Annotated in this window: 19 protein-coding genes; 3 read left to right on the top strand and 16 right to left on the bottom strand. The window is 57.5% G+C overall.

The window, feature by feature from the left end:
• Window positions 1–227 precede the first annotated feature (227 nt).
• The 16 genes from lpxC to mraZ form a co-directional block, all read right to left on the bottom strand.
• Entirely contained in the window at window positions 228–1,139 is a 912-nt protein-coding gene (gene lpxC, locus CSQ89_RS03925; protein WP_374701303.1) for a UDP-3-O-acyl-N-acetylglucosamine deacetylase, read from the bottom strand.
• Between the two features lie 367 nt (window positions 1,140–1,506).
• On the bottom strand, window positions 1,507–2,691 hold the full coding sequence (gene ftsZ, locus CSQ89_RS03920; RefSeq protein WP_099404882.1) for a cell division protein FtsZ: 1,185 nt from the start codon (window positions 2,689–2,691) through the stop codon (window positions 1,507–1,509).
• Between the two features lie 68 nt (window positions 2,692–2,759).
• On the bottom strand, window positions 2,760–3,998 hold the full coding sequence (gene ftsA / locus CSQ89_RS03915) for a cell division protein FtsA (RefSeq protein WP_233202957.1): 1,239 nt from the start codon (window positions 3,996–3,998) through the stop codon (window positions 2,760–2,762).
• Window positions 3,999–4,036: 38 nt separating this feature from the next.
• A complete protein-coding gene (locus CSQ89_RS03910; protein WP_099404880.1) occupies window positions 4,037–4,780 on the bottom strand; it encodes a cell division protein FtsQ/DivIB in 744 nt (247 codons plus the stop codon).
• A 381-nt stretch (window positions 4,781–5,161) separates the two neighbouring features.
• A complete protein-coding gene (locus tag CSQ89_RS03900) occupies window positions 5,162–6,088 on the bottom strand; it encodes a D-alanine--D-alanine ligase (RefSeq protein WP_099404878.1) in 927 nt (308 codons plus the stop codon).
• Window positions 6,085–7,479, bottom strand: a complete 1,395-nt coding sequence (gene murC / locus CSQ89_RS03895; RefSeq protein WP_099404877.1) for a UDP-N-acetylmuramate--L-alanine ligase — start codon at window positions 7,477–7,479, stop codon at window positions 6,085–6,087. The genes CSQ89_RS03900 and murC overlap by 4 nt, the downstream gene beginning before the upstream one ends.
• Window positions 7,476–8,525 (bottom strand): undecaprenyldiphospho-muramoylpentapeptide beta-N-acetylglucosaminyltransferase, encoded by a 1,050-nt coding sequence (gene murG, locus CSQ89_RS03890; RefSeq protein ID WP_099404909.1) that lies wholly within the window; start codon window positions 8,523–8,525, stop codon window positions 7,476–7,478. Before murG ends, murC begins: the two co-directional genes overlap by 4 nt.
• 155 nt (window positions 8,526–8,680) lie before the next feature.
• A complete protein-coding gene (gene ftsW, locus CSQ89_RS03885; RefSeq protein WP_099404908.1) occupies window positions 8,681–9,808 on the bottom strand; it encodes a putative lipid II flippase FtsW in 1,128 nt (375 codons plus the stop codon).
• 72 nt (window positions 9,809–9,880) lie between these two features.
• On the bottom strand, window positions 9,881–11,257 hold the full coding sequence (murD, locus tag CSQ89_RS03880; RefSeq protein ID WP_099404876.1) for a UDP-N-acetylmuramoyl-L-alanine--D-glutamate ligase: 1,377 nt from the start codon (window positions 11,255–11,257) through the stop codon (window positions 9,881–9,883).
• A 12-nt stretch (window positions 11,258–11,269) separates the two neighbouring features.
• On the bottom strand, window positions 11,270–12,355 hold the full coding sequence (mraY, locus tag CSQ89_RS03875) for a phospho-N-acetylmuramoyl-pentapeptide-transferase (protein WP_099404875.1): 1,086 nt from the start codon (window positions 12,353–12,355) through the stop codon (window positions 11,270–11,272).
• A gap of 1 nt (window position 12,356) precedes the next feature.
• A complete protein-coding gene (locus tag CSQ89_RS03870) occupies window positions 12,357–13,742 on the bottom strand; it encodes a UDP-N-acetylmuramoyl-tripeptide--D-alanyl-D-alanine ligase (protein ID WP_099404874.1) in 1,386 nt (461 codons plus the stop codon).
• Between the two features lie 3 nt (window positions 13,743–13,745).
• A complete protein-coding gene (locus CSQ89_RS03865; RefSeq protein ID WP_099404873.1) occupies window positions 13,746–15,236 on the bottom strand; it encodes a UDP-N-acetylmuramoyl-L-alanyl-D-glutamate--2,6-diaminopimelate ligase in 1,491 nt (496 codons plus the stop codon).
• Entirely contained in the window at window positions 15,233–16,975 is a 1,743-nt protein-coding gene (locus CSQ89_RS03860; RefSeq protein ID WP_099404872.1) for a peptidoglycan D,D-transpeptidase FtsI family protein, read from the bottom strand. Before CSQ89_RS03860 ends, CSQ89_RS03865 begins: the two co-directional genes overlap by 4 nt.
• Window positions 16,972–17,250, bottom strand: coding sequence for a cell division protein FtsL (gene ftsL, locus CSQ89_RS03855; protein ID WP_099404871.1), 279 nt, complete (start codon window positions 17,248–17,250; stop codon window positions 16,972–16,974). The genes CSQ89_RS03860 and ftsL overlap by 4 nt, the downstream gene beginning before the upstream one ends.
• 5 nt (window positions 17,251–17,255) lie before the next feature.
• Window positions 17,256–18,209: a 16S rRNA (cytosine(1402)-N(4))-methyltransferase RsmH gene (gene rsmH, locus CSQ89_RS03850; protein ID WP_099404870.1), complete on the bottom strand. Its 954-nt coding sequence runs from the start codon at window positions 18,207–18,209 to the stop codon at window positions 17,256–17,258.
• On the bottom strand, window positions 18,206–18,652 hold the full coding sequence (gene mraZ, locus CSQ89_RS03845) for a division/cell wall cluster transcriptional repressor MraZ (protein ID WP_099404869.1): 447 nt from the start codon (window positions 18,650–18,652) through the stop codon (window positions 18,206–18,208). Before mraZ ends, rsmH begins: the two co-directional genes overlap by 4 nt.
• A gap of 299 nt (window positions 18,653–18,951) precedes the next feature.
• Here mraZ and CSQ89_RS03840 point away from each other — a divergent pair, with 299 nt between their 5' ends.
• The 3 genes from CSQ89_RS03840 (at window position 18,952) to msrP (ending at window position 20,666) form a co-directional block, all read left to right on the top strand.
• Window positions 18,952–19,287, top strand: a complete 336-nt coding sequence (locus CSQ89_RS03840; protein WP_099404868.1) for a hypothetical protein — start codon at window positions 18,952–18,954, stop codon at window positions 19,285–19,287.
• 17 nt (window positions 19,288–19,304) lie between these two features.
• The gene (locus CSQ89_RS03835) at window positions 19,305–19,484 is read left to right on the top strand and encodes a protein MIGRI (RefSeq protein ID WP_099404867.1); all 180 of its coding nucleotides are present in this window, start codon (window positions 19,305–19,307) and stop codon (window positions 19,482–19,484) included.
• Between the two features lie 234 nt (window positions 19,485–19,718).
• Window positions 19,719–20,666: a protein-methionine-sulfoxide reductase catalytic subunit MsrP gene (gene msrP / locus CSQ89_RS03830; protein ID WP_099404866.1), complete on the top strand. Its 948-nt coding sequence runs from the start codon at window positions 19,719–19,721 to the stop codon at window positions 20,664–20,666.
• Window positions 20,667–20,933: the final 267 nt, after the last annotated feature.

Genomic DNA, 20,933 nt, shown 5'->3' with positions numbered 1-20,933 from the left:
TAGCTTTCCTCAAATGCAAAAGATGAATAAGAACCGGTTTACGTCAGCATCAAGCGCTCTATAAACAGCCCAATCGCCATGATGAGTAAAGCAGCAATGCCAGCGCCAATTACCCACCTTCTGGCACGACGCCAATATGGATCTGCGGTACGGCGTACTTTCCAAAAGCAGAAAGCCCAAGCTAATACAAGGAAGACAAATAGGATACGTAGCAGCAGGAACACGGATTAGATTCTAGCCGGGGTGTATTGATGAAAAGCGCTGGGAGCTTCGTCTGGGCTGTTGAAGCTGACATACTCCCAAGCATCCCGGTCGGCTAGCAAGGCGCGTAGCAGTTTGTTGTTCATGGCGTGGCCGGATTTGAAGCCTTCGAAGCTGGCGATGAGCGGGTGGCCAAGGATATACAGGTCACCAATCGCATCCAGCACTTTGTGACGGACAAATTCATCTTCAAAGCGCAGGCCTTCCTGATTTAATACTTTGTATTCATCCAGCACGATAGCGTTTTCCATGCTGCCACCCTGGCCAAGGTTGTTGGTGCGCATGTATTCGACTTCATGCATAAAGCCAAACGTGCGAGCCCGGGCGATTTCCTTGATATACGAGGTGTCGGCGAAATCCAATTCCACCGACTGGGCGGCTTTTTGAAAAGCGGGATGCTTGAATTCGATGGTTAGCTTGACCTTGTAGCCTTCGTGCGGGGAAAGCCGAACCCATTTGTCGCCATCAACGGCCTCAACAACTTTCTTTACACGTACGAAGCGCTTCTTGGCTTTCTGATCTATCACGCCCGCTTGTTGGATCAGGTACAGGAAAGGTGCGGCACTGCCGTCCATGATGGGCATTTCTGATGCCGTCACGTCCACGAATACGTTATCGATGCCAAGCCCTGCAAAGGCAGACATCAGATGTTCGATTGTGGCTACGCGGACTCCGTCTTTGACCAGCGTGGAGGAGAGGCGGGTGTCATTGACGAGGTCCGGCCCCACCTTGAAGGCAGGCTGTTCGGGTAGATCGGCGCGTCGAAACACAATGCCGGTATCGACAGGGGCCGGCGAGAGGGTGAGTTCCACTTTTTCACCGGAGTGCAGTCCTACGCCTACAGCGTGAATCGGTGACTTCAGCGTACGTTGATTGATCATGACAGGGCGCTCAAATTAACTTACCGCGCCAGGCGCGCTGCGTGATCCCGTCTCCTCCTTTGATAAGAGGATAAGGAACAAGGGAATGCATAACGCCAGAGGCAACAAAGCCTCAAGTTTACCGTATGGCAAATTCGATGTTGATTGAACCTTACTATGGCGGCATTAGGCAGACAGCGCCAATAACCTGCTCACGGTACATCGTGAACAGACACCGTGCCACACTGCATTACCAGCCAGTTTCAATGCCTAGGCACCGTCACGCGCCCCCCGGGTCATGCTTAGAAGGCTTCGTCGCACACAATGTACGGCGAGCTTCACGAGCTGGAAACCGGGGTGCACAGTAGACGTTCTCCCATCCGGATCAATCCGCCTGTTTACGCAGGAATGCCGGAATGTCCATGTCACCACCCGAAAATGCCGGGCTGCGGTGAGATTCGACCGCCAAGCCGCCACCGTTGTTATTGCCACGCTGATTCCGGCGCATAACAGCAGGTACATCCAGCTCGTCGTAATTCGGCATGCCAGCGTCGTCGGTGCCGGTACGTTGCACGATATGCAGATTCGGCGACTTTTTCGACTCATGTCCGCCTAGCCCGGTAGCCACGAGGGTCACGCGGATCTTGTCGCCCATATTTTCGTCAAAGGCGGTGCCGAAGATGATGCGTGCATCGTCAGCGGTGTACGCTTTGATGGTGTCCATCACTTCATGCACTTCACGCATCTTCAGGCTGTAGTCGGCAGTGATGTTGACCAATACGCCACGTGCGCCATTGAGGCTGATATCTTCCAGCAAGGGGCTGGCGACGGCAGACTCTGCGGCGATACGGGCACGGTCCACGCCTTCGGCGTGTGCCGAACCCATCATGGCCATGCCCATTTCGGTCATGACAGCCTTCACGTCGGCAAAGTCCACGTTCACGAGGCCGGGTACGTTGATGATTTCTGCGATGCCTGCAACCGCACCGCGCAGTACGTCGTCGGCAGCTTTGAAGGCATCCTTGAAGGACACATCATCGCCCAGCACCTGCATCAACTTGTCGTTCGGGATGATGATCAGTGAGTCGACATACTTGTTCAGCTCTTCAATACCTGCTTGTGCCGCTTTCTGGCGTTTGCCTTCGAACGCGAATGGGCGAGTTACCACGCCCACTGTCAGGATGCCACGTTCACGGGCGATTTCCGCCACGATGGGCGCAGCGCCCGTGCCAGTGCCACCGCCCATGCCGGCGGTAATGAAGATCATGTCGGCGCCTTCGATCATGTCGGCGATGCGTTGACGATCTTCCTCTGCTGCCGCCCGGCCAACGTCCGGGTTGGCGCCTGCACCCAGGCCCTTGGTCAGGTTGCTGCCCAATTGCACCACGTTGTCGGCGCGATTGCGCTTTAACGCCTGGGCATCGGTATTGGCGCAGATGAACTCCACGCCAGTAACGCCAGAATTAATCATGTGATCGACAGCGTTACCGCCACAACCACCGATACCAATCACTTTGATTCTGGCGACTGGTGCAATATCCTGCGCTGCTTCCAGAAACGAAATAGGCATTGCTCTCTCCTCTTTGCCCGAACTAACTACTTAAAAAGTGCCAACGGTTTTGGCCGCCGACCTTCGACTCAGAAATTCCCCTGAAACCACGTCTTCATGCGTTCTAACAGGCCACCAATACTGGCTCCCTGCATTGTTTTGTAACCATTGCGCTGGGCCTGCTGCCTGCCCAGTACCAACAAACCTACAGCGGTAGAAAAACGTGGGTTTTTCACTACTTCTGCTAGTCCGCCTACGTACTTGGGCACGCCCAAACGCACTGGCAGGTGGAACACTTCTTCGCCTAACTCGACCATGCCCTGCATCTGGGCCGAACCACCGGTGATAACGATGCCGCTAGAAAGCCGCTCCTCAAAGCCGGAGCGGCGTAGTTCGGCCTGAACAAGGCTGTACAACTCTTCAACCCGTGGCTCAATGACTTCAGCCAGGGTTTGGCGATTGAGCTGGCGCGGTCCACGCTCGCCCACACCGGGTACTTCAATCATTTGCTGCGGGTCTGCCAACTGACGCAGGGCCACCCCATGGGCCCGCTTGATGTCCTCGGCTTCCTTGGTAGGCGTGCGCAAAGCCATGGCGATATCGTTGGTAACCTGATCACCCGCAATGGGAATCACCGCCGTGTGGCGGATGGCGCCATCGCAGAACACGGCGATGTCGGTTGTGCCGCCACCGATATCGATCAGGCAGACACCCAGTTCCTTCTCGTCCTCGCTCAGCACCGACATCGCGCTGGCCAAGGGTTGTAGGATCAGATCATTCATTTCCAGGCCGCATCGGCGCACGCACTTGGTGATGTTCTGCGCCGCGCTGATGGCGCCGGTGACGATATGAACCTTTACCTCCAGGCGTACGCCGCTCATGCCCAGTGGCTCCTTTACATCCTCCTGTCCGTCGATGATGAATTCCTGGGTCAGGATGTGCAGGATCTGGTGCTCGGTAGGAATATTGACGGCACGCGCTGTCTCAATTACGCGGTCAACATCGGCCTGGGTGACTTCCTTGTCCTTGATTGCGACCATGCCGTGCGAGTTGAAACTGCGGATATGGCTGCCGGCAATGCCGGTCAATACCTCGCGAATCTTGCAGTCCGCCATCAGCTCGGCTTCCTCCAGCGCGCGCTGGATGGCCCCAACGGTTGATTCGATGTTCACCACCACGCCTTTTTTCAATCCTTTGGACGGAGCCTGCCCAAGGCCGATGATTTCCATACGGCCATCGGGCAATACTTCGGCCACCAGCGCCACGATCTTCGAGGTGCCAATGTCGAGCCCGACCAGCAGGTTCTTCGTTGTGTTCGGTTTATTCACCGTCATTCTCCAAATGCACTATTCGTTACCTTCCCACATCAAGTTGTCTTGGGGGCGGGTTTGGGCTTTGGCTTAGGCAGAGGTACGCCATCAGGAAGCCGTACTGCAAACCCATTCGGGTAACGCAAATCCACATAAGAAATCGGACGACTGATTACAGCCAAGGTGCGCGGATAGGCCTCAACAAACTTGGCCAGCCGCTGCTCCGGGTTATCCCGGCCGATTTCCACCAATAATTTTTCATCGAGTTGCAGCCGCCAGGCTCGCCGAGGCGAAAGCCAGATATGGCTGGGCTTGCGTGAAATAGTCATCAACTGGTCGCGAAAGCCGACATAGCCCTGCGCCATCTCGAACTCGCTGCCTTCCGGGCCTTCCAGTACAGGTAGCGACTCGTTGCTGGCTGCGTCGAATCGCTCGCCATGGGTATTCAAGAGACCAACCGAACCCCATCGGGCCAGCGCCGTGTGTTCTTCGATCGCCACGTCCAGCCTGTCGGGCCAGCGGCGGCGCAAGTTGACCTGGCGCACCCACGGTAGTTTTTCGAAAGCTGAGCGGGTGTTGTTCAAATCCAGGGTAAAGAAGGTGCCCTTGAGCTCGTTCTTCACGATGTATTGGAGTTGCTCGCGTGTAACATGCGACAAGCTGCCTTCGACCTTGATCTGCCGAACCGGAAACAACGGTGAGTGCACAACGACCAGCAATGCGGCGTACAAGAACAGCAGCACGGCCAGCGCAATCAAGAGGTTGGAGAGCCAGTTGAGGGCTTGTGGTTTATCCCACATGGCGGGCTCCTAGCTGGATTGCCTGCTGCGTGCGCCGGGCGTAGCCCGTCGGGATTAACCGGTTTGCTAGCTCTGCCATGTGTCCGTGATCGAATCCCACTCCCTCCGCCCTCGCCCGCCGGCGAGGGGACCTCGCTTTGCTCGTCAGTGCGATGACGACGTTTCTCGAACTCGTTGGCAAGCATCGGGCGTAGCCCGTCGGGATTAACCGGTTTGCTAGCTCTGCCATGTGTCCGTGATTGACTCCCACTCCCCCTGCCCTCACCGCCGTGAGGTGGCCTCGCTGCCGCTCGTCAGCGGCACGCTCGAACGGCGTAGCAACGTCCCGCCCTGTAACAGGGAAGTACGTACTGGGTTGGAGGGAATGGCTTGCTTGCATCCTTATGCCTTTAGCGTGGTGTCGAGAATGCTCAGCACCAGGTCTTCGTAACTCATTCCGGCAGCCTTGGCGCCCATGGGAAAGAGGCTGTGGCTGGTCATGCCGGGGGCCGTGTTGACTTCCAGTAGGTAGGGGTTGCCAGCTTCATCCATCAGGAAGTCCACCCGTGCCCAACTTTCACCGCCAATTGCCCAGAAGGCTTGTTTCACCAGCTCGGCGATTTCGGCTTCCTGGGCAGGAGTGAGGCCACAGGGGCAGCGATAGACCGTATCGTCACGGAAGTACTTGGCTTGGTAGTCGTAGAACTCGGTAGCCGGTTCGATCTTGATCATCGGCAGCACGTTGTAGCCTTTGACTGCATCACCCAGCACTGGCGCGGTGTACTCACCGCCGCCAATAAATTGCTCGGCCAATACCAGCCGGTCGTATTTGCGTGCTTCTTCGAAGGCGGCCTTCAGCTCGCCCTTGGTTTTGACCTTGATCACGCCGATGCTGGAACCCTCGGTAGCGGGCTTGACGAATAAGGGCAATCCCAACTTGTCCTCTACCGCCGCGAAATCGCTGTGCTCATCCAGCAGTTCGAAAGCCGGGATAGGTAAGCCCAGTGCGCGCCAAAGCAATTTCGTGCGCAGCTTATCCATGCCGATGGCCGAAGCCATCACACCGCATCCGGTGTAGGGGATGTTGAGGCAATCGAGCGCGCCTTGGATGGTGCCGTCTTCACCGCCGGGACCATGCAAAATCAGAAAGGCACGGTTAAAGCCTTCTTCCTTCAGTACTGAGAGTGGCTTGTCTTTTGGGTCGAAAGCATGCGCGTCAACGTCGCGGCTTTGCAAAGCGTTCAGCACACCGGTGCCGCTCATGATCGACACTTCGCGCTCTGCCGAGGTGCCGCCAAAGACGACGGCGACTTTTCCGTACTTGTTCATGCTTTTGTTACCAGTTTGGCAGGGATGCCGCCGATGGAGCCGGCACCCATGGTGATAATCACATCGCCATCGCGGGCGTGTTCCAGAATGGCTGCCGACAGGTCGGCAACGTCTTCAACAAAAAGGGGCTCGACCTTACCGTGTACGCGCACGGCGCGCGTCAGCGCACGACCGTCGGCGGCGATAATGGGAGACTCTCCGGCGGCATACACCTCGGTGAGCACCAGTGCGTCGGTAGTCGACAACACGCGGGCGAAGTCTTCAAAGCAGTCGCGCGTGCGGCTATAGCGATGCGGCTGAAACGCCAGCAGCAAGCGCCGCTCGGGGTACGCGCCGCGCACGGCAGCCAGTGTGGCGGCCATCTCAACAGGGTGATGGCCGTAGTCGTCGATCACGGTGACGCTACCGCCTTGCGGCAGGCTTGTGTCGCCGTAGTGCTGGAAACGCCGGCCCACGCCGCCGAAGTCGTTCAGGGCTTTCTGGATAGCGGTTTCAGACGCGCCGACTTCCAAGCCGACGGCAATGGCCGCCAGACTGTTCAGCACGTTGTGGTGGCCGGCCGCATTCAGCGTGATTTCAATGCGGTATTCGATACCGTTCTTCCAGACAGCATCAAATCGCATGCGGCCGCCGGGCAGGGCGACGATGTTTTCAGCACGCAACGTGGCGTCGGCGCTGACCCCATAGGTCGTGACGGGTTTCGACACCATCGGCAGGATGGCGCGTACATTCGGGTCGTCGATGCACAGCGCTGCCCGGCCGTAGAACGGCAAGTGGCTGAGGAAGTCGAGGAAGGCCTGCTTCAGTTTGACGAAGTCGTGTCCATAGGTGTCCATATGGTCGGCATCGATATTGGTAACGACAGCCAACACCGGTTTGAGCATCAGGAAGGACGCATCGGACTCATCGGCTTCCACAACGATAAAGTCGCCGCTGCCCAGTTTGGCATTGCTGCCGGCTGCGGTGAGCTTGCCGCCGATGACGTAGGTTGGATCCAGGCCCGCTTCGGCCAGGATCGAAGCAATCAGGCTGGTAGTGGTAGTCTTGCCATGTGTACCTGCCACGGCAATGCCCTGACGGAAGCGCAGCAGTTCGGCCAGCATCATGGCACGTGGGATCACCGGTACTTGGCGCGCGCGTGCCGCCAACACTTCCGGATTGTCGGCTTTGACGGCTGTGGAGGTGACGACTACGTCGGCATGCTGCTGGTAACCGGCATCGTGGCCAAAGAAGACCATGGCGCCAGCCTCGCGCAGGCGCGATGTAACGGCACTCTCGCCAAGGTCCGAGCCCGATACGTCAAAGCCCAGATTCAGCAGGACCTCCGCAATACCACACATGCCGGCACCACCGATGCCGACGAAGTGTATGCGTTTGACCTTGTGTTTCATGCGGTTACTTCCTCAATGATGTCTGCTACCACCTGTGTGGCGGCGGGCAAGGCTTTGTTTCTGGCTGCCTCGGCCATATTCACGAGGTGCTCGCGTGTTAGTTCAGTCAGTTGCGCCGCAAGCCATTTAGGCGTGAGGTCGCTCTGCTGGACGAGGATGCCGGCACCGGCATCGCTCAGATATTTCGCATTGCCAGTCTGGTGGTCATCCACGGCATGGGGATAGGGCACTAGGATGGATGCCACGCCTGCAGCAGCTAGTTCGGCTACGGTCAGCGCCCCGGCCCGGCAGATCACCAGATCGGCGTCGCCGTAGGCTAGGGCCATGTCGTCGATGAATGCCACGCAGTCGCCGCTTACGCCGGCGTCCACGTAGTTGTTACGCAATGCTTCAAGCTGCTTGTGGCCTGCTTGGTGTATGACTTGTGGTCGCTGCTCGGCAGGGATGCAGGCCAGCGCTTGTGGTACAACGGTATTCAATGCGGTTGCGCCCAGGCTGCCCCCCACCACCAGAATGCGTAGCGGTCCGCTGCGGCTGGCGAAGCGCTCGGCCGGTGCTGGCAGCGCTGCAATTTCTGGTCGTACCGGGTTGCCCACCAGGGTGCCGCGTGCAGCAAAGGCGTTTGGAAACGCGGTAAGCACGTAGTCGGCAAGGTGGGACAAGACCTTGTTGGTCAGACCGGCCACCGAGTTTTGCTCATGGATGAGCAATGGTTTCCACAACAACGTGGCGGCCAACCCACCCGCGAAGCCGGTAAAGCCGCCAAAGCCGATCACGGCATCGGGCCGGTGGCGGAAGATGACGGCGACCGACTTCCATAGCGCGACGGCTTGCTCGAACGGTTGCACCAGCTTGCGTACCATTCCTTGCCCACGTACGCCGCCAATAGCGAGGAGTTCGATAGGAATGCCGTGGCGAGGCACCAATTCGGCTTCCATCCTGCCCTTTGCCCCCAGCCATACCACGGTCCAGCCGCGCGACTGCATTTCCTTGGCGACAGCGAGCGCCGGGAAGATATGGCCGCCGGTGCCCCCTGCCATGACCATCAAGGTCCGGGCGCGGCTTGTGGTCTGGGGCGCACTTGTAGTTGAAAGAACAGCTGCCTTGTAATCAGCAGATTGCTCGGACTGCTGGGCGGGTGAAAGCGTATGCTCAGCACCATCGCTGTTTTTGGCTTCATGCTGTAGGTCCCGTACCTCGTTCATACCGTGTACCCCCCCATCAGCTGGCGGTTTTCCCAATCCACGCGCAGCAGTACAGCCAGTGCAATCAGGTTGGCCAGAATGCCTGAGCCACCAAAGGACAACAGCGGCAGGGTAAGACCCTTGGTAGGCAGCAAGCCCATGTTCACACCGATATTGATGACTGACTGCACACCCAGCCAGATGCCGACGCCCTGGGCGACCAGCGCTGAGTAGTAGCGTTCCAATTTCGCGGCCTGGATGCCGATGGCGAAGGCGCGGAACACAACCCAGCTGAATAACATCACGACAATGGTGATGCCGACGAAGCCGAATTCTTCTGCGATGATGGCCATCAGGAAGTCGGTATGGGCTTCGGGCAGGTAACTGAGTTTCTCAACTGAGCCGCCCAGTCCCACACCCACCCATTCGCCTCGTCCAAAGGCAATCAGCGAGTGGGAAAGCTGGTATCCCTTGCCGTAGGGGTCTTTCCAGGGGTCCATGAAGCCCACGACGCGTGCCATGCGGTAGGGTTCAACCACGACGAAGAGCACGAAGCCGATCATCAGCGCCACCATCAGCCCGCCGAACAAACGCCAATCGAAGCCGCCCAGGAACAGAATCCCCATGGCAATGGCGGTAATGACGGCAAGTGCGCCGAAATCGGGCTCGGCCAGCAACAACACACCAGTGACCAGCATCACCACGAACATCGGCACAAAGCCCTTCACTAAGCTGTGCATGTAGGCGGCCTTACGCACCGTGTAATCGGCGGCGTAGAGCACCACGAAGAACTTCATCAGTTCAGACGGCTGCAGGTTGATGACGAACAGCGACAACCAGCGTTTGGAGCCGTTGACCTCCCTGCCGATCCCTGGAATCAGGACCATGATCAACAGCCCTGCGCCAAACAAGAAGATATAGGGCGAATACTGTTGCCACATCCTGGTCGGGATCTGGAACGCCACGAAAGCCGCCACAAGACTCACACACAGAAAGATACTGTGGCGGATAAGGAAATAGCTGGAACGGAAACCGGTATCGTGGTCGACTTCCGCGGCAGCAATCGAGGCTGAATAGACCATGATCAGGCCAATGGCGAGCAGCAGCAGCACCGACCAGACCAAGGAAAGGTCGTAGCCGTGCATGCTGGGGCGGCGCGTGAGAGCCTGATAAAACTGCTTCACTAAATTTGCTCCTGTCCGTGTGGGTTGGTCTGCTTAGTCATTGCCGAGCGTCCGGACCGCAGAGATAAACATCTCGGCGCGGTGCGCGTAGTTCTTGAACATGTCGAAGCTGGCGCAGGCGGGGGACATCAGCACAGCATCGCCGGCCTGGGCTTCTTGGGCAGCCACCTGCACGGCTTCATCCATGGTGCCGGCGTCGATCAGCTTGACTGACGTATTCGCCAGCGCCGCGCGAATCTGCGGGCCATCCCGGCCGATGAGGATGGCGCTGCGTACCTTGCCTTTGCAGGCGGTCGCAAGCGGGCTGAAGTCCTGGCCCTTGCCATCGCCACCGGCGATCAGCACAACGGGCTGGTTCATGCCTTTCAGCGCGGCTTCGGTCGCGCCGACATTGGTGCCCTTGGAGTCGTCGTAGTAACGCACGCCTTTTACTTCGGCGACGAATTCCACCCGGTGTGGCAAGCCCTTGAAGCGTTTGAGGGCCGACACCAGCGGCAGGGTAGGCAGGCCGATAGAACGGGTCAGCGCCAATGCCGACAATGCGTTGGCTGCGTTATGCAGGCCCGCCAGGGGTAATTCGCTGGCCAGCATCAGCACAAAGTCGCCGCATACCAGTTCGTAATCATTCCCCGCCTTATGCAGGCCGTATTCTGTGGGTGTGCGGGGTGTATCGAGGCCAAACCAGAACACCTGACGACCAGGGCGCGCCATACCGCGGCAGTAGCCATCCTCGCGGTTCAGCACCATGGCGCCGAGGCCTTCGAATACGCGGGCCTTGGCTTGCGAGTAATGCAATATCGAGTCGTAGCGGTCCAGATGGTCTTCGCTTACGTTCAGTACTGCTGCCGCATCGGGTGCAAGGCTGACGGTCGTTTCCAACTGGAAGCTCGACAATTCCAGCACCCAGACATCCGGCTTGGGGCGCACTTCGGTTTCAATTTCGGTGAGCACGTCCAGTACTGGGGTGCCGATATTGCCGGCGACGATGGTGTTAAGGCCGGCAGTTTCACACATTGCCCCCACCATGCTAGTTACCGTTGACTTACCGTTCGAGCCGGTGATGGCGATGACCTTTGATTTTGGGTCGATTACCTCTCGAGCGCGGGCGAACAATTCAATATCACCCATGACTTCGACGCCGCGTTCGATGGCATCAGCAATGTATGGGTTGGAAAGCGGTACGCCAGGACTTACAACCAGCAACTCGGCATCGGTAAAGGTTGAATCGGAAAACGCGCCCAGCTTGGTCGGTATCTGCGGCAACAGCGCGCGCAGGTCGGCAAGCGCCGGTGGTGTATCACGGCTGTCCGCCACACTGACTACAGCGCCATGCCGGCTAAGCCATTTGGCAGCCGATAACCCGGTGATACCCAAACCCACAACAGTGATGTGCTTGCCTGCTAGGTGCATAGCGCTTCGTCCTTAACGCAGTTTCAGGGTGGCAAGGCCGGCGAGAACCAGCAACATGGTGATGATCCAAAAACGCACCACGACCTGGGTCTCTTTCCAGCCTTTTAATTCGTAGTGATGGTGCAGGGGAGCCATGCGGAATACCCGTCTCCCGGTAAGCTTGAAGCTGGCGACCTGGATCATCACGCTGAGCGCCTCGACCACAAACACTCCCCCCATGATGGCCAGCACGATCTCCTGCCGTACGATCACGGCGACCGTGCCCAGCGCTGCACCTAATGCCAATGCGCCCACATCGCCCATAAATACTTCGGCGGGGTAGGCGTTGAACCACAGAAACCCCAGGCCCGCACCCGCCATGGCGGCGCAGAAGACCGTTAATTCACCCGCACCGGGAATGTGCGGCAACAGAAGGTAGGAGGCGAACCGGGCATTACCGGCTACATAGGCAAAGATCGCCAAGCCCATCGCCACCATGACGGTAGGCAGGGTGGCTAGGCCATCAAGGCCATCAGTCAGGTTGACGGCATTGGATGTGCCGACGATGACGAGATAGGTCAGTACCAGAAAACCCGCGGTACCGAACGGGTAGGCAATGTGCTTGAAGAACGGCACGATCAGCTCGGTATTGGCTGGCAGCGTAGCGGTATTGGCGAGGTAGTAACCTGCACTGATAGCAATCAGCGACTGCCAGAACAATTTCTGTAGGCTGGTCAAACCTTTGGGGTTCTTCAGTGCCACTTTCTTGTAGTCGTCGATAAAACCGATGATGCCGTTACTCAGCGTGACCAGAAGCACCACCCAGACATATTTGTTGTCCAGGTCTGCCCACAGCAGGGTGGTGAGTCCGATCGACAGCAGGATCAAGGTACCGCCCATGGTGGGCGTACCGGCCTTGACCAAGTGAGTCTGTGGGCCATCATTGCGTACAGATTGGCCTACCTTCATCGCCGTGAGCTTGCGAATCACCCAGGGGCCGAGCATGAAGCTGATGAACAGCGCAGTCATGGTGGACAGCACGGCGCGTAGGGTGATGTAGTTAAAGACATTGAAGGCGCGAACCGAGTCACCGAGCCAGTTGGCGAGAAGCAGCAACATATTATTTTTCTCCCATGCCGGCAGCCGGCTGGGTCAATGCATTTACCACGCGCTCCATTTGCATGAAGCGCGACCCCTTCACCACTACCGTTGTGCTGGGCGTAAGTTCTGTGCGGAGGGCAACGAGTAGGGCGGTGTGGTTGGCAAACCAATTGGCGCCATCGCCAAAACCGGCGACGGCTTGTTGCATTTGCTCGCCAACGGCGAACAAACGCTCAATACCCTGTTGGCGTGCATAGACACCGATTTCGCGATGTCGTTCTGCGATATCGACACCGATTTCCCCCATATCGCCCAATACCAACAGGCGTTTACCGGGCTGGACCGCCAGCACATCCACGGCGGCGTGCATGGAATTGGGGTTGGCGTTGTAGCTATCGTCGATAACCAACGCGCCATTGCTGGCCCGCTTTTGCTGCAAGCGCCCCTTGGTGCCAACATAGGTATTGAGCCCGGTCGCGATTTCGTCGGGCATCAGCCCCATTGCAACGGCAACCGATGCGGCAGCCAGGGCGTTGCGGACGTTATGTTCACCTGGTACTTGCAGCTTTACTGCTGCCGTACCAGCCGGTAGCACTATCTGGAAATGACTTTCGAGCGGCTTGAGCTGCACGTCGGCAGCATGCACGTTGCCACTATGCAGGCCGAAGTCCAGTACGGTTCGGTGGTTGGCAAGTTCGCGCCATAAAGGCGCGTAGATATCGTCGCCATTGAGGATAGCGACGCCATCGCTTGCCAAGCCTTCGAAGATCTCACCTTTGGCCCGTGCCACGCCCTCAATGGAACCAAGGAACTCTAGGTGTGCCGAGCCTGCATTATTGAGCAACGCCACATCGGGTTTGGCGATCTTGGTGAGATAGCTGATCTCGCCAAAATGGTTCATTCCCAGCTCCAGCACGGCATATTGATGCTCGGCCGTAAGGCGCATGAGCATCAGCGGCAAGCCGATGTGGTTGTTCATATTCCCGGCTGTGGCCAGCACAGCCTGTTCGCCTACCTTGTTGCGCAAGATAGTCGCCAGCATTTCCTTGACCGAGGTCTTGCCGTTTGAGCCTGTGATACCGATTACCGGGATGTTGAACTGCTGACGCCAGTAGGCGGCCAAATGACCTAATGCCGCTAGTGTGTCGTCTACCTCGATACGATTGCCGGTGAGTTCAGGCAGGCGACCATTTTCGACTAGGACACATGCAGCGCCTTGCGCTAATGCCTGTACAGCGTAATCGTGGCCGTCGAAGCGGTCGCCACGTAAGGCGACAAACAGGTCACCGGTTTGAATGTCACGACTATCCGTGCTGACGCGGGTGAAACTGGCCGCAGCTTCACCCTGCAGCTGGCCGTTGACGGCGCTGGCGGTGACAGACAGGGTCAGTATGGGCTTGCTCATGTTCTACAGCGCTTTCCAAACCGCAAGTGCGGCTTCTGCTTCATTTACATCGCTGAATGGCGTTTTTACGCCATTCGCGTCCTGGTACTCCTCGTGTCCCTTACCAGCAATCAGCACGATATCGCCAGGTTCAGCCAACTCGATGGCCGAACGGATGGCGGCGGCCCGATTGCTCAAAATGCTGTAGTCGCCTCGGTTGATGTGCTTGGCTGCGACACCATCCACGCCAGCCAGGATGTCGCGGATGATGGCCTTGGGGTCTTCCTTGCGTGGGTTGTCGTTGGTGATGATCACAGTGTCGGCCAAATGGCAGGCAATGCGGCCCATCTGGGGCCGTTTACCTTTGTCACGGTCGCCGCCACAGCCAAAGACACAGAACAGTCGACGGCTTGCTGGAAGGACTTCACGCAAAGTGCTCAAGGCATTTTCAAGCGCATCGGGCGTATGGGCATAATCGACCACCAGCAGTGGCTTCTTTCCCCCGCCCAGCCGTTGCATACGTCCCTTGGCTGACTCAACTTGCTCTAGCACGGCAACCGCATCGGCAAGTGATACATCGCTTTTCAGCAGCACACCCAAACACGCCAACAGGTTATAGGCGTTGAAACTTCCTAATAGTGGGCTCTTGAGTTCGGCTGGGCCCCAAGGTGAGCTGATGTGCATGTGGATGCCGTCCAGATTGCACGCCAATTTGGTGGCGCGTAGGTCGCCATCATTTAGGCCGTAGCTCAGCGTCAACGTTTTGGGGATCTGCTCCAGCAATTCGACGCCAAATGCGTCGTCCGAATTGATGATGGCTGTTTGCAATCCTTCCCACTCAAAAAGCTTACGCTTGGCTGCGCCATAGGCCGCCATGCTGCCGTGGTAGTCGAGGTGGTCGCGCGTCAAATTTGTGAAGACCGCCACGTCAAACTCGACGCCATGGACGCGGGCTTGTTCGATGCCATGCGAGCTGACTTCCATGGCTAAATGGGTTGCACCCGTCTCACGAAACTCGGCCAGCAGGTTATGTAGGCGCAAAGCATCGGGTGTGGTGTGACTGGCTTCGGTTAAGGCGTCCAGCGCGCCGTAGCCCAGGGTGCCGAGCAATACGGGTCGCTTGCCCAATAAGGTAAAGGCTTGTGCTAGCCAATGTGCACAGCTGGTTTTTCCATTGGTTCCGGTGATGCCGATGGTCCAGAGCGACTGGCTTGGATTGCCAAGTAAATGGCTGGCGATGATGCCGGCCTGCGCCCGAAGTTGCGGGATAGCAAGGTTTGGCGTTTGCCAATCAACCGGCCAGCTGAAATTCTCTGCTTCCCACAGCACGCAGCCGGCGCCTGCCGCAATGGCATTGGCGATATGACTGCGACCATCGCTGTACTCGCCTTGGAACGCCAAAAAGGCATCGCCGGGTTTTACCCGGCGGCTGTCGGCAACGAGGTGACGACCGGCTGCAATGGCATCAATCGCAGTCCAATCCAGAGAAGGCAGGGCCCAGCTGGCTGGCTTCATGTTTCCTCCTTTACCTCAGGCTCTGCTGGGTCGGGCAGCAGAATATTGTTTAGTGGTGCATCGGGCGGTACGCCCAGCATGCGTAAGCTGCCGGCAACCACGCTGCTGAAGGTAGGGGCAGCTACGGTACCGCCATAGATGGATGCACCACCTGGCTCGTCGATCATCACCGCCACGACCAGGCGCGGATTGGAGATCGGTGCGATACCGACGAAGGAACCCACATAGGCTTTTGTGCCAACGTAGCTGCCGCCAGCCAATTTCTTGGAGGTACCCGTTTTACCGCCCACCCGGTACCCTACGACTTGGGCACGTAAGGCTGTGCCGCCCGGTTGGGTGACGGTTTCGAGCATGTTTCTTACTTCTTCAGCGGTTTGGGCGCTCATGACGCGTTTGCCGGGCAGAGGGGCAACCAGTTTCTGGAAGGTCACTGGGCGAATTTCGCCATCGGTGGCGAATGCCTGATAAGCCTTGGCCATTTGCAGAAGGCTGACCGACAAGCCATAGCCGTAGGACATCGTGGCTTGCTCAATGGGCCGCCAGGTTTTCCATGGACGCAGGCGGCCAGAGGCTTCGCCAGGGAAGCCGCTACGCGGCGCTTCGCCGACGCCGACGGAGTCGTAGAAATTCCACAGATATTCCCGTGACAATTCCAGCGCAACCTTGGCAGTGCCGACGTTGCTGGATTTCTTGATGATGTTGGCCAAACTGAGTGGCCCGTAGGAATGAACGTCGCGAATAGTGGCAGGGCCTATAGTCAAGGTGCCGTTATTGGTGGACATGACGGTTTCAGGTTTGAATTTCCCGCTCTCCAATGCTGCGGAAATACTCAGCGGCTTCATGGTTGAGCCCGGTTCATACAAGTCGGTAATCGCGCGGTTGCGGCGGGCTGCGGGGTCGTAATTGACCCGGTTGTTTGGGTTGTAACTAGGGTAGTTGGCCAGCGCCAGCACTTCGCCGGTCTGGGCATCCAGCACGACAATACCGCCGCCTTTGGCCTGATTGACCTCCACGGCGTTTTTCAACTCGCGGAATGCCAGGTATTGGATCTTGCGGTCGATGGATAGCGTCAGTGTCTGGCCGTCGCGCGGTTTTTCGATACTGGTCACGTCCTCGACGATGTAACCGCGGCGATCGCGAATCACCTGGCGACTTCCGGCCTTGCCTGCCAGCATACTTTCGCGCGTCAGCTCGAAGCCTTCCTGGCCTTTGTTGTCGATATCGGTGAAGCCGATGATATGGGCCATCACCTCGCCAGCCGGGTAATAGCGGCGATATTCGTTTTGTTTGGATACGCCGGGTATGGCCAAGCCGATGACCCGGGCCGCGGCCTCGGGGCTCATCTGCCGTTTCAGAAAGACAAAGTCACGCTTCTTGTTGGCCAGCTTTGCTTTGATATCTTCAGGGCTCATGCCCAGGGCTTTGGACAGCGCGATCAGCTGCTGATGGCTCATCGGCGGCATGCCAGACGGGCTGGCCCAGATCGACTGCACCGGGGTTGAAATCGCCAATGGCTCGCCATTGCGGTCGGTAATCATGCCGCGATTGGCTTCCAGCGTCAGTTTGCGGAAATAGCGCGCTTCGCCTTGTTCCCGTAGGAATTCTTCCTTGAAGGTCATCAAATAGGTGGCGCGGCCAATCAATACACTGAATAGAATGAGCAAGCCGGCCAATACGAGCCAGGCACGCCACATCTGCAGCTTGAGCACTGGGTTTGGGGAAGTACGGTAAGTGGTCATTGGTCGAGACCCTTGCCTACGGGGACGATCTGGGTGTGGTTACTGTCAGGCACACGCATATTGAGGCGACTGGCGGCTTCGGTTTCGATGCGCGAATGCATAGCCCAGGTACTTTGCTCCAGCTGAAGTTGGCCCCATTCGACTTCCAGCCGCGACGATGCGGTCTGGGCCTTTTGCAAGTCCATATAGGCCCGCCGCGCCTTATGCTGCGAGGTGACAACCCCCAGCGCACAGGCGATCAGGGCAAAGAGCAGGAGCAGGTTCAAGCGCGTCACTTGATTTACTTCTGCACCGGAATGGGCGCGTGACTGCGCTCGGCGACGCGTAGGATGGCACTGCGCGCCCGTGGGTTTTCATCGATCTCCGCTTTGCTGGCGCGGGCGGCTTTACCTACCAGCTTCAGTGGCGCTTCACCAATGTCGGCCGCGCGTACGGGCAGGCGGCTTGGCAGCTTGTCGGCCGTGGCGGCATCAACCATGAAGCGTTTGACGATACGATCCTCCAGCGAATGGAAGGCGATGACCGACAGCCGGCCACCAGTGCACAGGCGTTGGAATGCCTGCGGGAGGGTTAACGACAATTCCTCAAGCTCACGATTGATGTAAATCCGTACAGCCTGGAAGGTGCGCGTCGCCGGATCCTGGCCCGGCTCCCGGGTGCGGACGGCCGTTGCCACGATCTTGGCAAGTTGTCCTGTTGTGTCGATAGGTTCGAGCGCCCGAGCCGTAACAATCGCGCTTGCAACCTGTTTAGCAAACCGTTCTTCGCCATAGTCTCTAATCACCTCCGCGATATCGGCTTGTTCAGCCGTCGCCAACCATTCCGCAGCCGTCTGACCGCGGGTCGTATCCATGCGCATATCCAACGGTGCATCAAAACGAAAGCTGAAACCGCGTGCGGCTTCGTCAATCTGCGGTGATGACACACCAAGGTCCATCAGCACGCCGTCCACCTTGTCGATCCCGAGTGCATCCAATGCGCTGTCAAGGCGGGAAAAGCCTTCATGCACTATGTGGAAACGCGGGTCGTCGATGGTTTTGGCATTTGCCACGGCCGCTGGGTCGCGGTCGAACGCAATCAGCCGGCCTTTGGGGCCCAACTGGGAAAGGATCAAACGGGAATGGCCACCACGGCCATATGTACAGTCGACGTACACACCATCGGGCTGTACGTTCAATCCCACCACCGCTTCAGTCAGCAACACTGTGCGGTGGGTAAAAACAGCGGCACTCACAGCACAAAACCTTCCAATTGCGTGGCGATGTCTTCGGGTGACATCGCCAGGGCGGCAGCCGTCTGGGCCTGCCATTTTATTTCATCCCACAGTTCGAACTTGGAACCGAGGCCGACTAGCGCAACAGCGCGGTCGAGCCCGGCAAAGGCGCGCAGGGCGGGGGAGACAAGGATACGGCCGGCCGAGTCGAGTTCAACTTCTTCTGCATGACCAAGAATCAGGCGCTGCAGGGCGCGGGCATGTGGATTGAATGCGGGGAGGTTGTTCAGTTTGTCTCGTACCGGCTCCCAGGCTGGCTGGGGGTAGATCAGCAGACACTGGCTCGGGTCAACCGTCACAGTGAGGCGTCCGCCGCAACTTTGCAGCAGGGCGTCGCGATGCTTGGCCGGAATGGCCAGGCGCCCTTTGCTGTCGAGGTTGAGAGTGGCTACGCCGCCGAACATATATACCGCCGTTTTCCCCTGTTTAGGGAGTGAAACCAGGCCGGGCTACCGAGCGGGGTAGCGAACCCGACTTACTACGAATTTGAGGCAAATAAAACACTTTTCACCACTTTGTCCCACTGCGTCCCACTATAGGGCAACATTTCGACATGGGTCAAGGGTGGAAAGTGGAAATTTTGTTTTTGCTACAATCACTTAGCGCTTATTTGTAAACCTCAAACGAAATGTAATAATCCTTTGCAAATAAGGGTTTATAAAAAACCATGAATCCATAACTTTAACTTTGGGTGCAAAACTTCATGTCTTATCGGGTTTGTTTGATGGTCATGACACTGCTGATGACCCTAATAGGCTGTTCACAACTGAAGCAAACCGGGCAGACTTTGTCGGATAGCCATGGTGTGCTGCAGGACAGCAGCGAGCGTTATCTGGGTAATCATCGGTACCGCTTGCGGGTGATGGGTTCCACCATTGTCTTCAATGGTCAGGCAGAACAGTTGTTCCAACGCCGAGCCGAGCAATACACTGAGTCGCTGGGCTGCCGGGGGTGGAAACTGCATGAATACAAGTCGGGAACGGAGAACACGCTGCTGGGGGCCCGCCAGTATGCGGAAGGGGTTGTGGAGTGTTTGTGATGGTTGGGAATTGACTGATGCTGGCTAAGTTGGTCCGCCTGGCATTGTTTGCGCTGGCGGCGCTGTTGATATGGAATGCATTGCTCAAGCCCGATACGCGCCGGCGTTTTCGCAGCTATGTCGAAACCCTGGCGTTTGCCCTAGTGGCTTCATCGGTGTTGATGGTGGGCTGGCATTGGTGGCAGCATGGATTTTAAGAACCTGCCTAAAGTCTGCTGCGCGTTGGCAATATGGCATTGAAAACGTCCTTGGAATGCTCATTTACCGCTTGTAAACGCTGCTTCCTCGGCTGTTTCGCCTTATCTTGCCTTAGCTCGCGAGACTTCAGATAGGTTCTAAGCAGCTGCGTTTCGAAGAGATACGTGTGTCAGAAAGCCCAAGCAGGCTCGACCAAGTAGGGTCAAAGCAGCCAATGTGGCAGGAGTAGCGCTATGTCCGTCTATCGTCCCCCTGAAATCGCGCCGAGCGAGATCACCCCAGAGCATGTCTATCTGAATCGCCGTGAATGGATGCAGGGCGCGGCGGTTGTCGCTGCTGCCAGCATGCTGCCGGCAATGGCGGCACCTACGCCTGCACCGCAAAAATCTGCGCTACCAACCTTTTACAAGAGCCGCTATAGCACCACCGAGCAGAAAAACAGCCAGGCGGAGATCACGAGCTACAACAATTTTTATGAGTTCGGTACCGATAAGGGAGACCCAGCCCAGAACGCGCACACCTTGAAGACCCAGCCCTGGATAGTTCAGGTGGAAGGCGAAGTAGCCAAGCCGCGTAGTTTTGACATCGACAGCCTGCTCAAGCTCGTGCCATTGGAGGAGCGTATTTATCGCCTGCGCTGTGTGGAGGGCTGGTCGATGGTGATTCCCTGGGTTGGCTTGCCGTTGAGTGCATTGCTCAAGTTGGTGGAGCCCACCAGCAAGGGCAAGTTTGTCGAGTTCACGACCCTGCAAGCGCCTGACCAGATGCCAGGCCAGCGCACTGGCTCGTTGGACTGGCCATATGTGGAAGGCCTGCGTATTGATGAGGCCATGCATCCCCTGGCTATTCTCTCTGTCGGCCTATATGGCAGGCCCTTGCCCAAGCAAAATGGTGCGCCGATAAGGCTGGTTGTGCCTTGGAAATATGGTTTCAAGAGCATCAAGTCGATTGTGAAGATCCGGCTTGTGGAAAAGCAGCCAATTAGCAGTTGGACCCGTGCCAATGCAAGCGAATATGGTTTCTACTCGAATGTAAACCCAGAGGTGGACCACCCACGTTGGAGCCAAGCCAATGAGCGGCGTATTGGCGAGTTCTTCAAGCGCAAGACCTTGATGTTCAATGGCTATGCAGAAGAGGTGGCCGGCTTGTACAAAGGGATGGATTTACGCGCTAATTTCTAAGAACCTGTCTACGATCTTACTGCGCAGCCGTGATCAGGGTTCATTTGCTGCTCGAAATCCTCATGTACAACAGTACATTCGGTTTCTGCGCTGCGCTTCACCCTGCTGACAGCTGCTCGCGACAGATCGTAAACAGGTTCATAACTGATGTTACGCAGTAGCTGCGAGAAGCAGCTGTAACTGATCATAAGCCGCGCGGGAGGCGTTGATCAGTAACTTGCGGCAAAGTGCGAATGGGTTCTTCTGCGTCTTGATGCTCAGGCATTC

The organism is Chitinimonas sp. BJB300 (genome assembly GCF_002735695.1).
In the GTDB taxonomy this organism is placed as follows: Bacteria; Pseudomonadota; Gammaproteobacteria; order Burkholderiales; family Chitinimonadaceae; genus Chitinimonas.
This window is presented reverse-complemented; position numbering and strand designations above follow the sequence as displayed.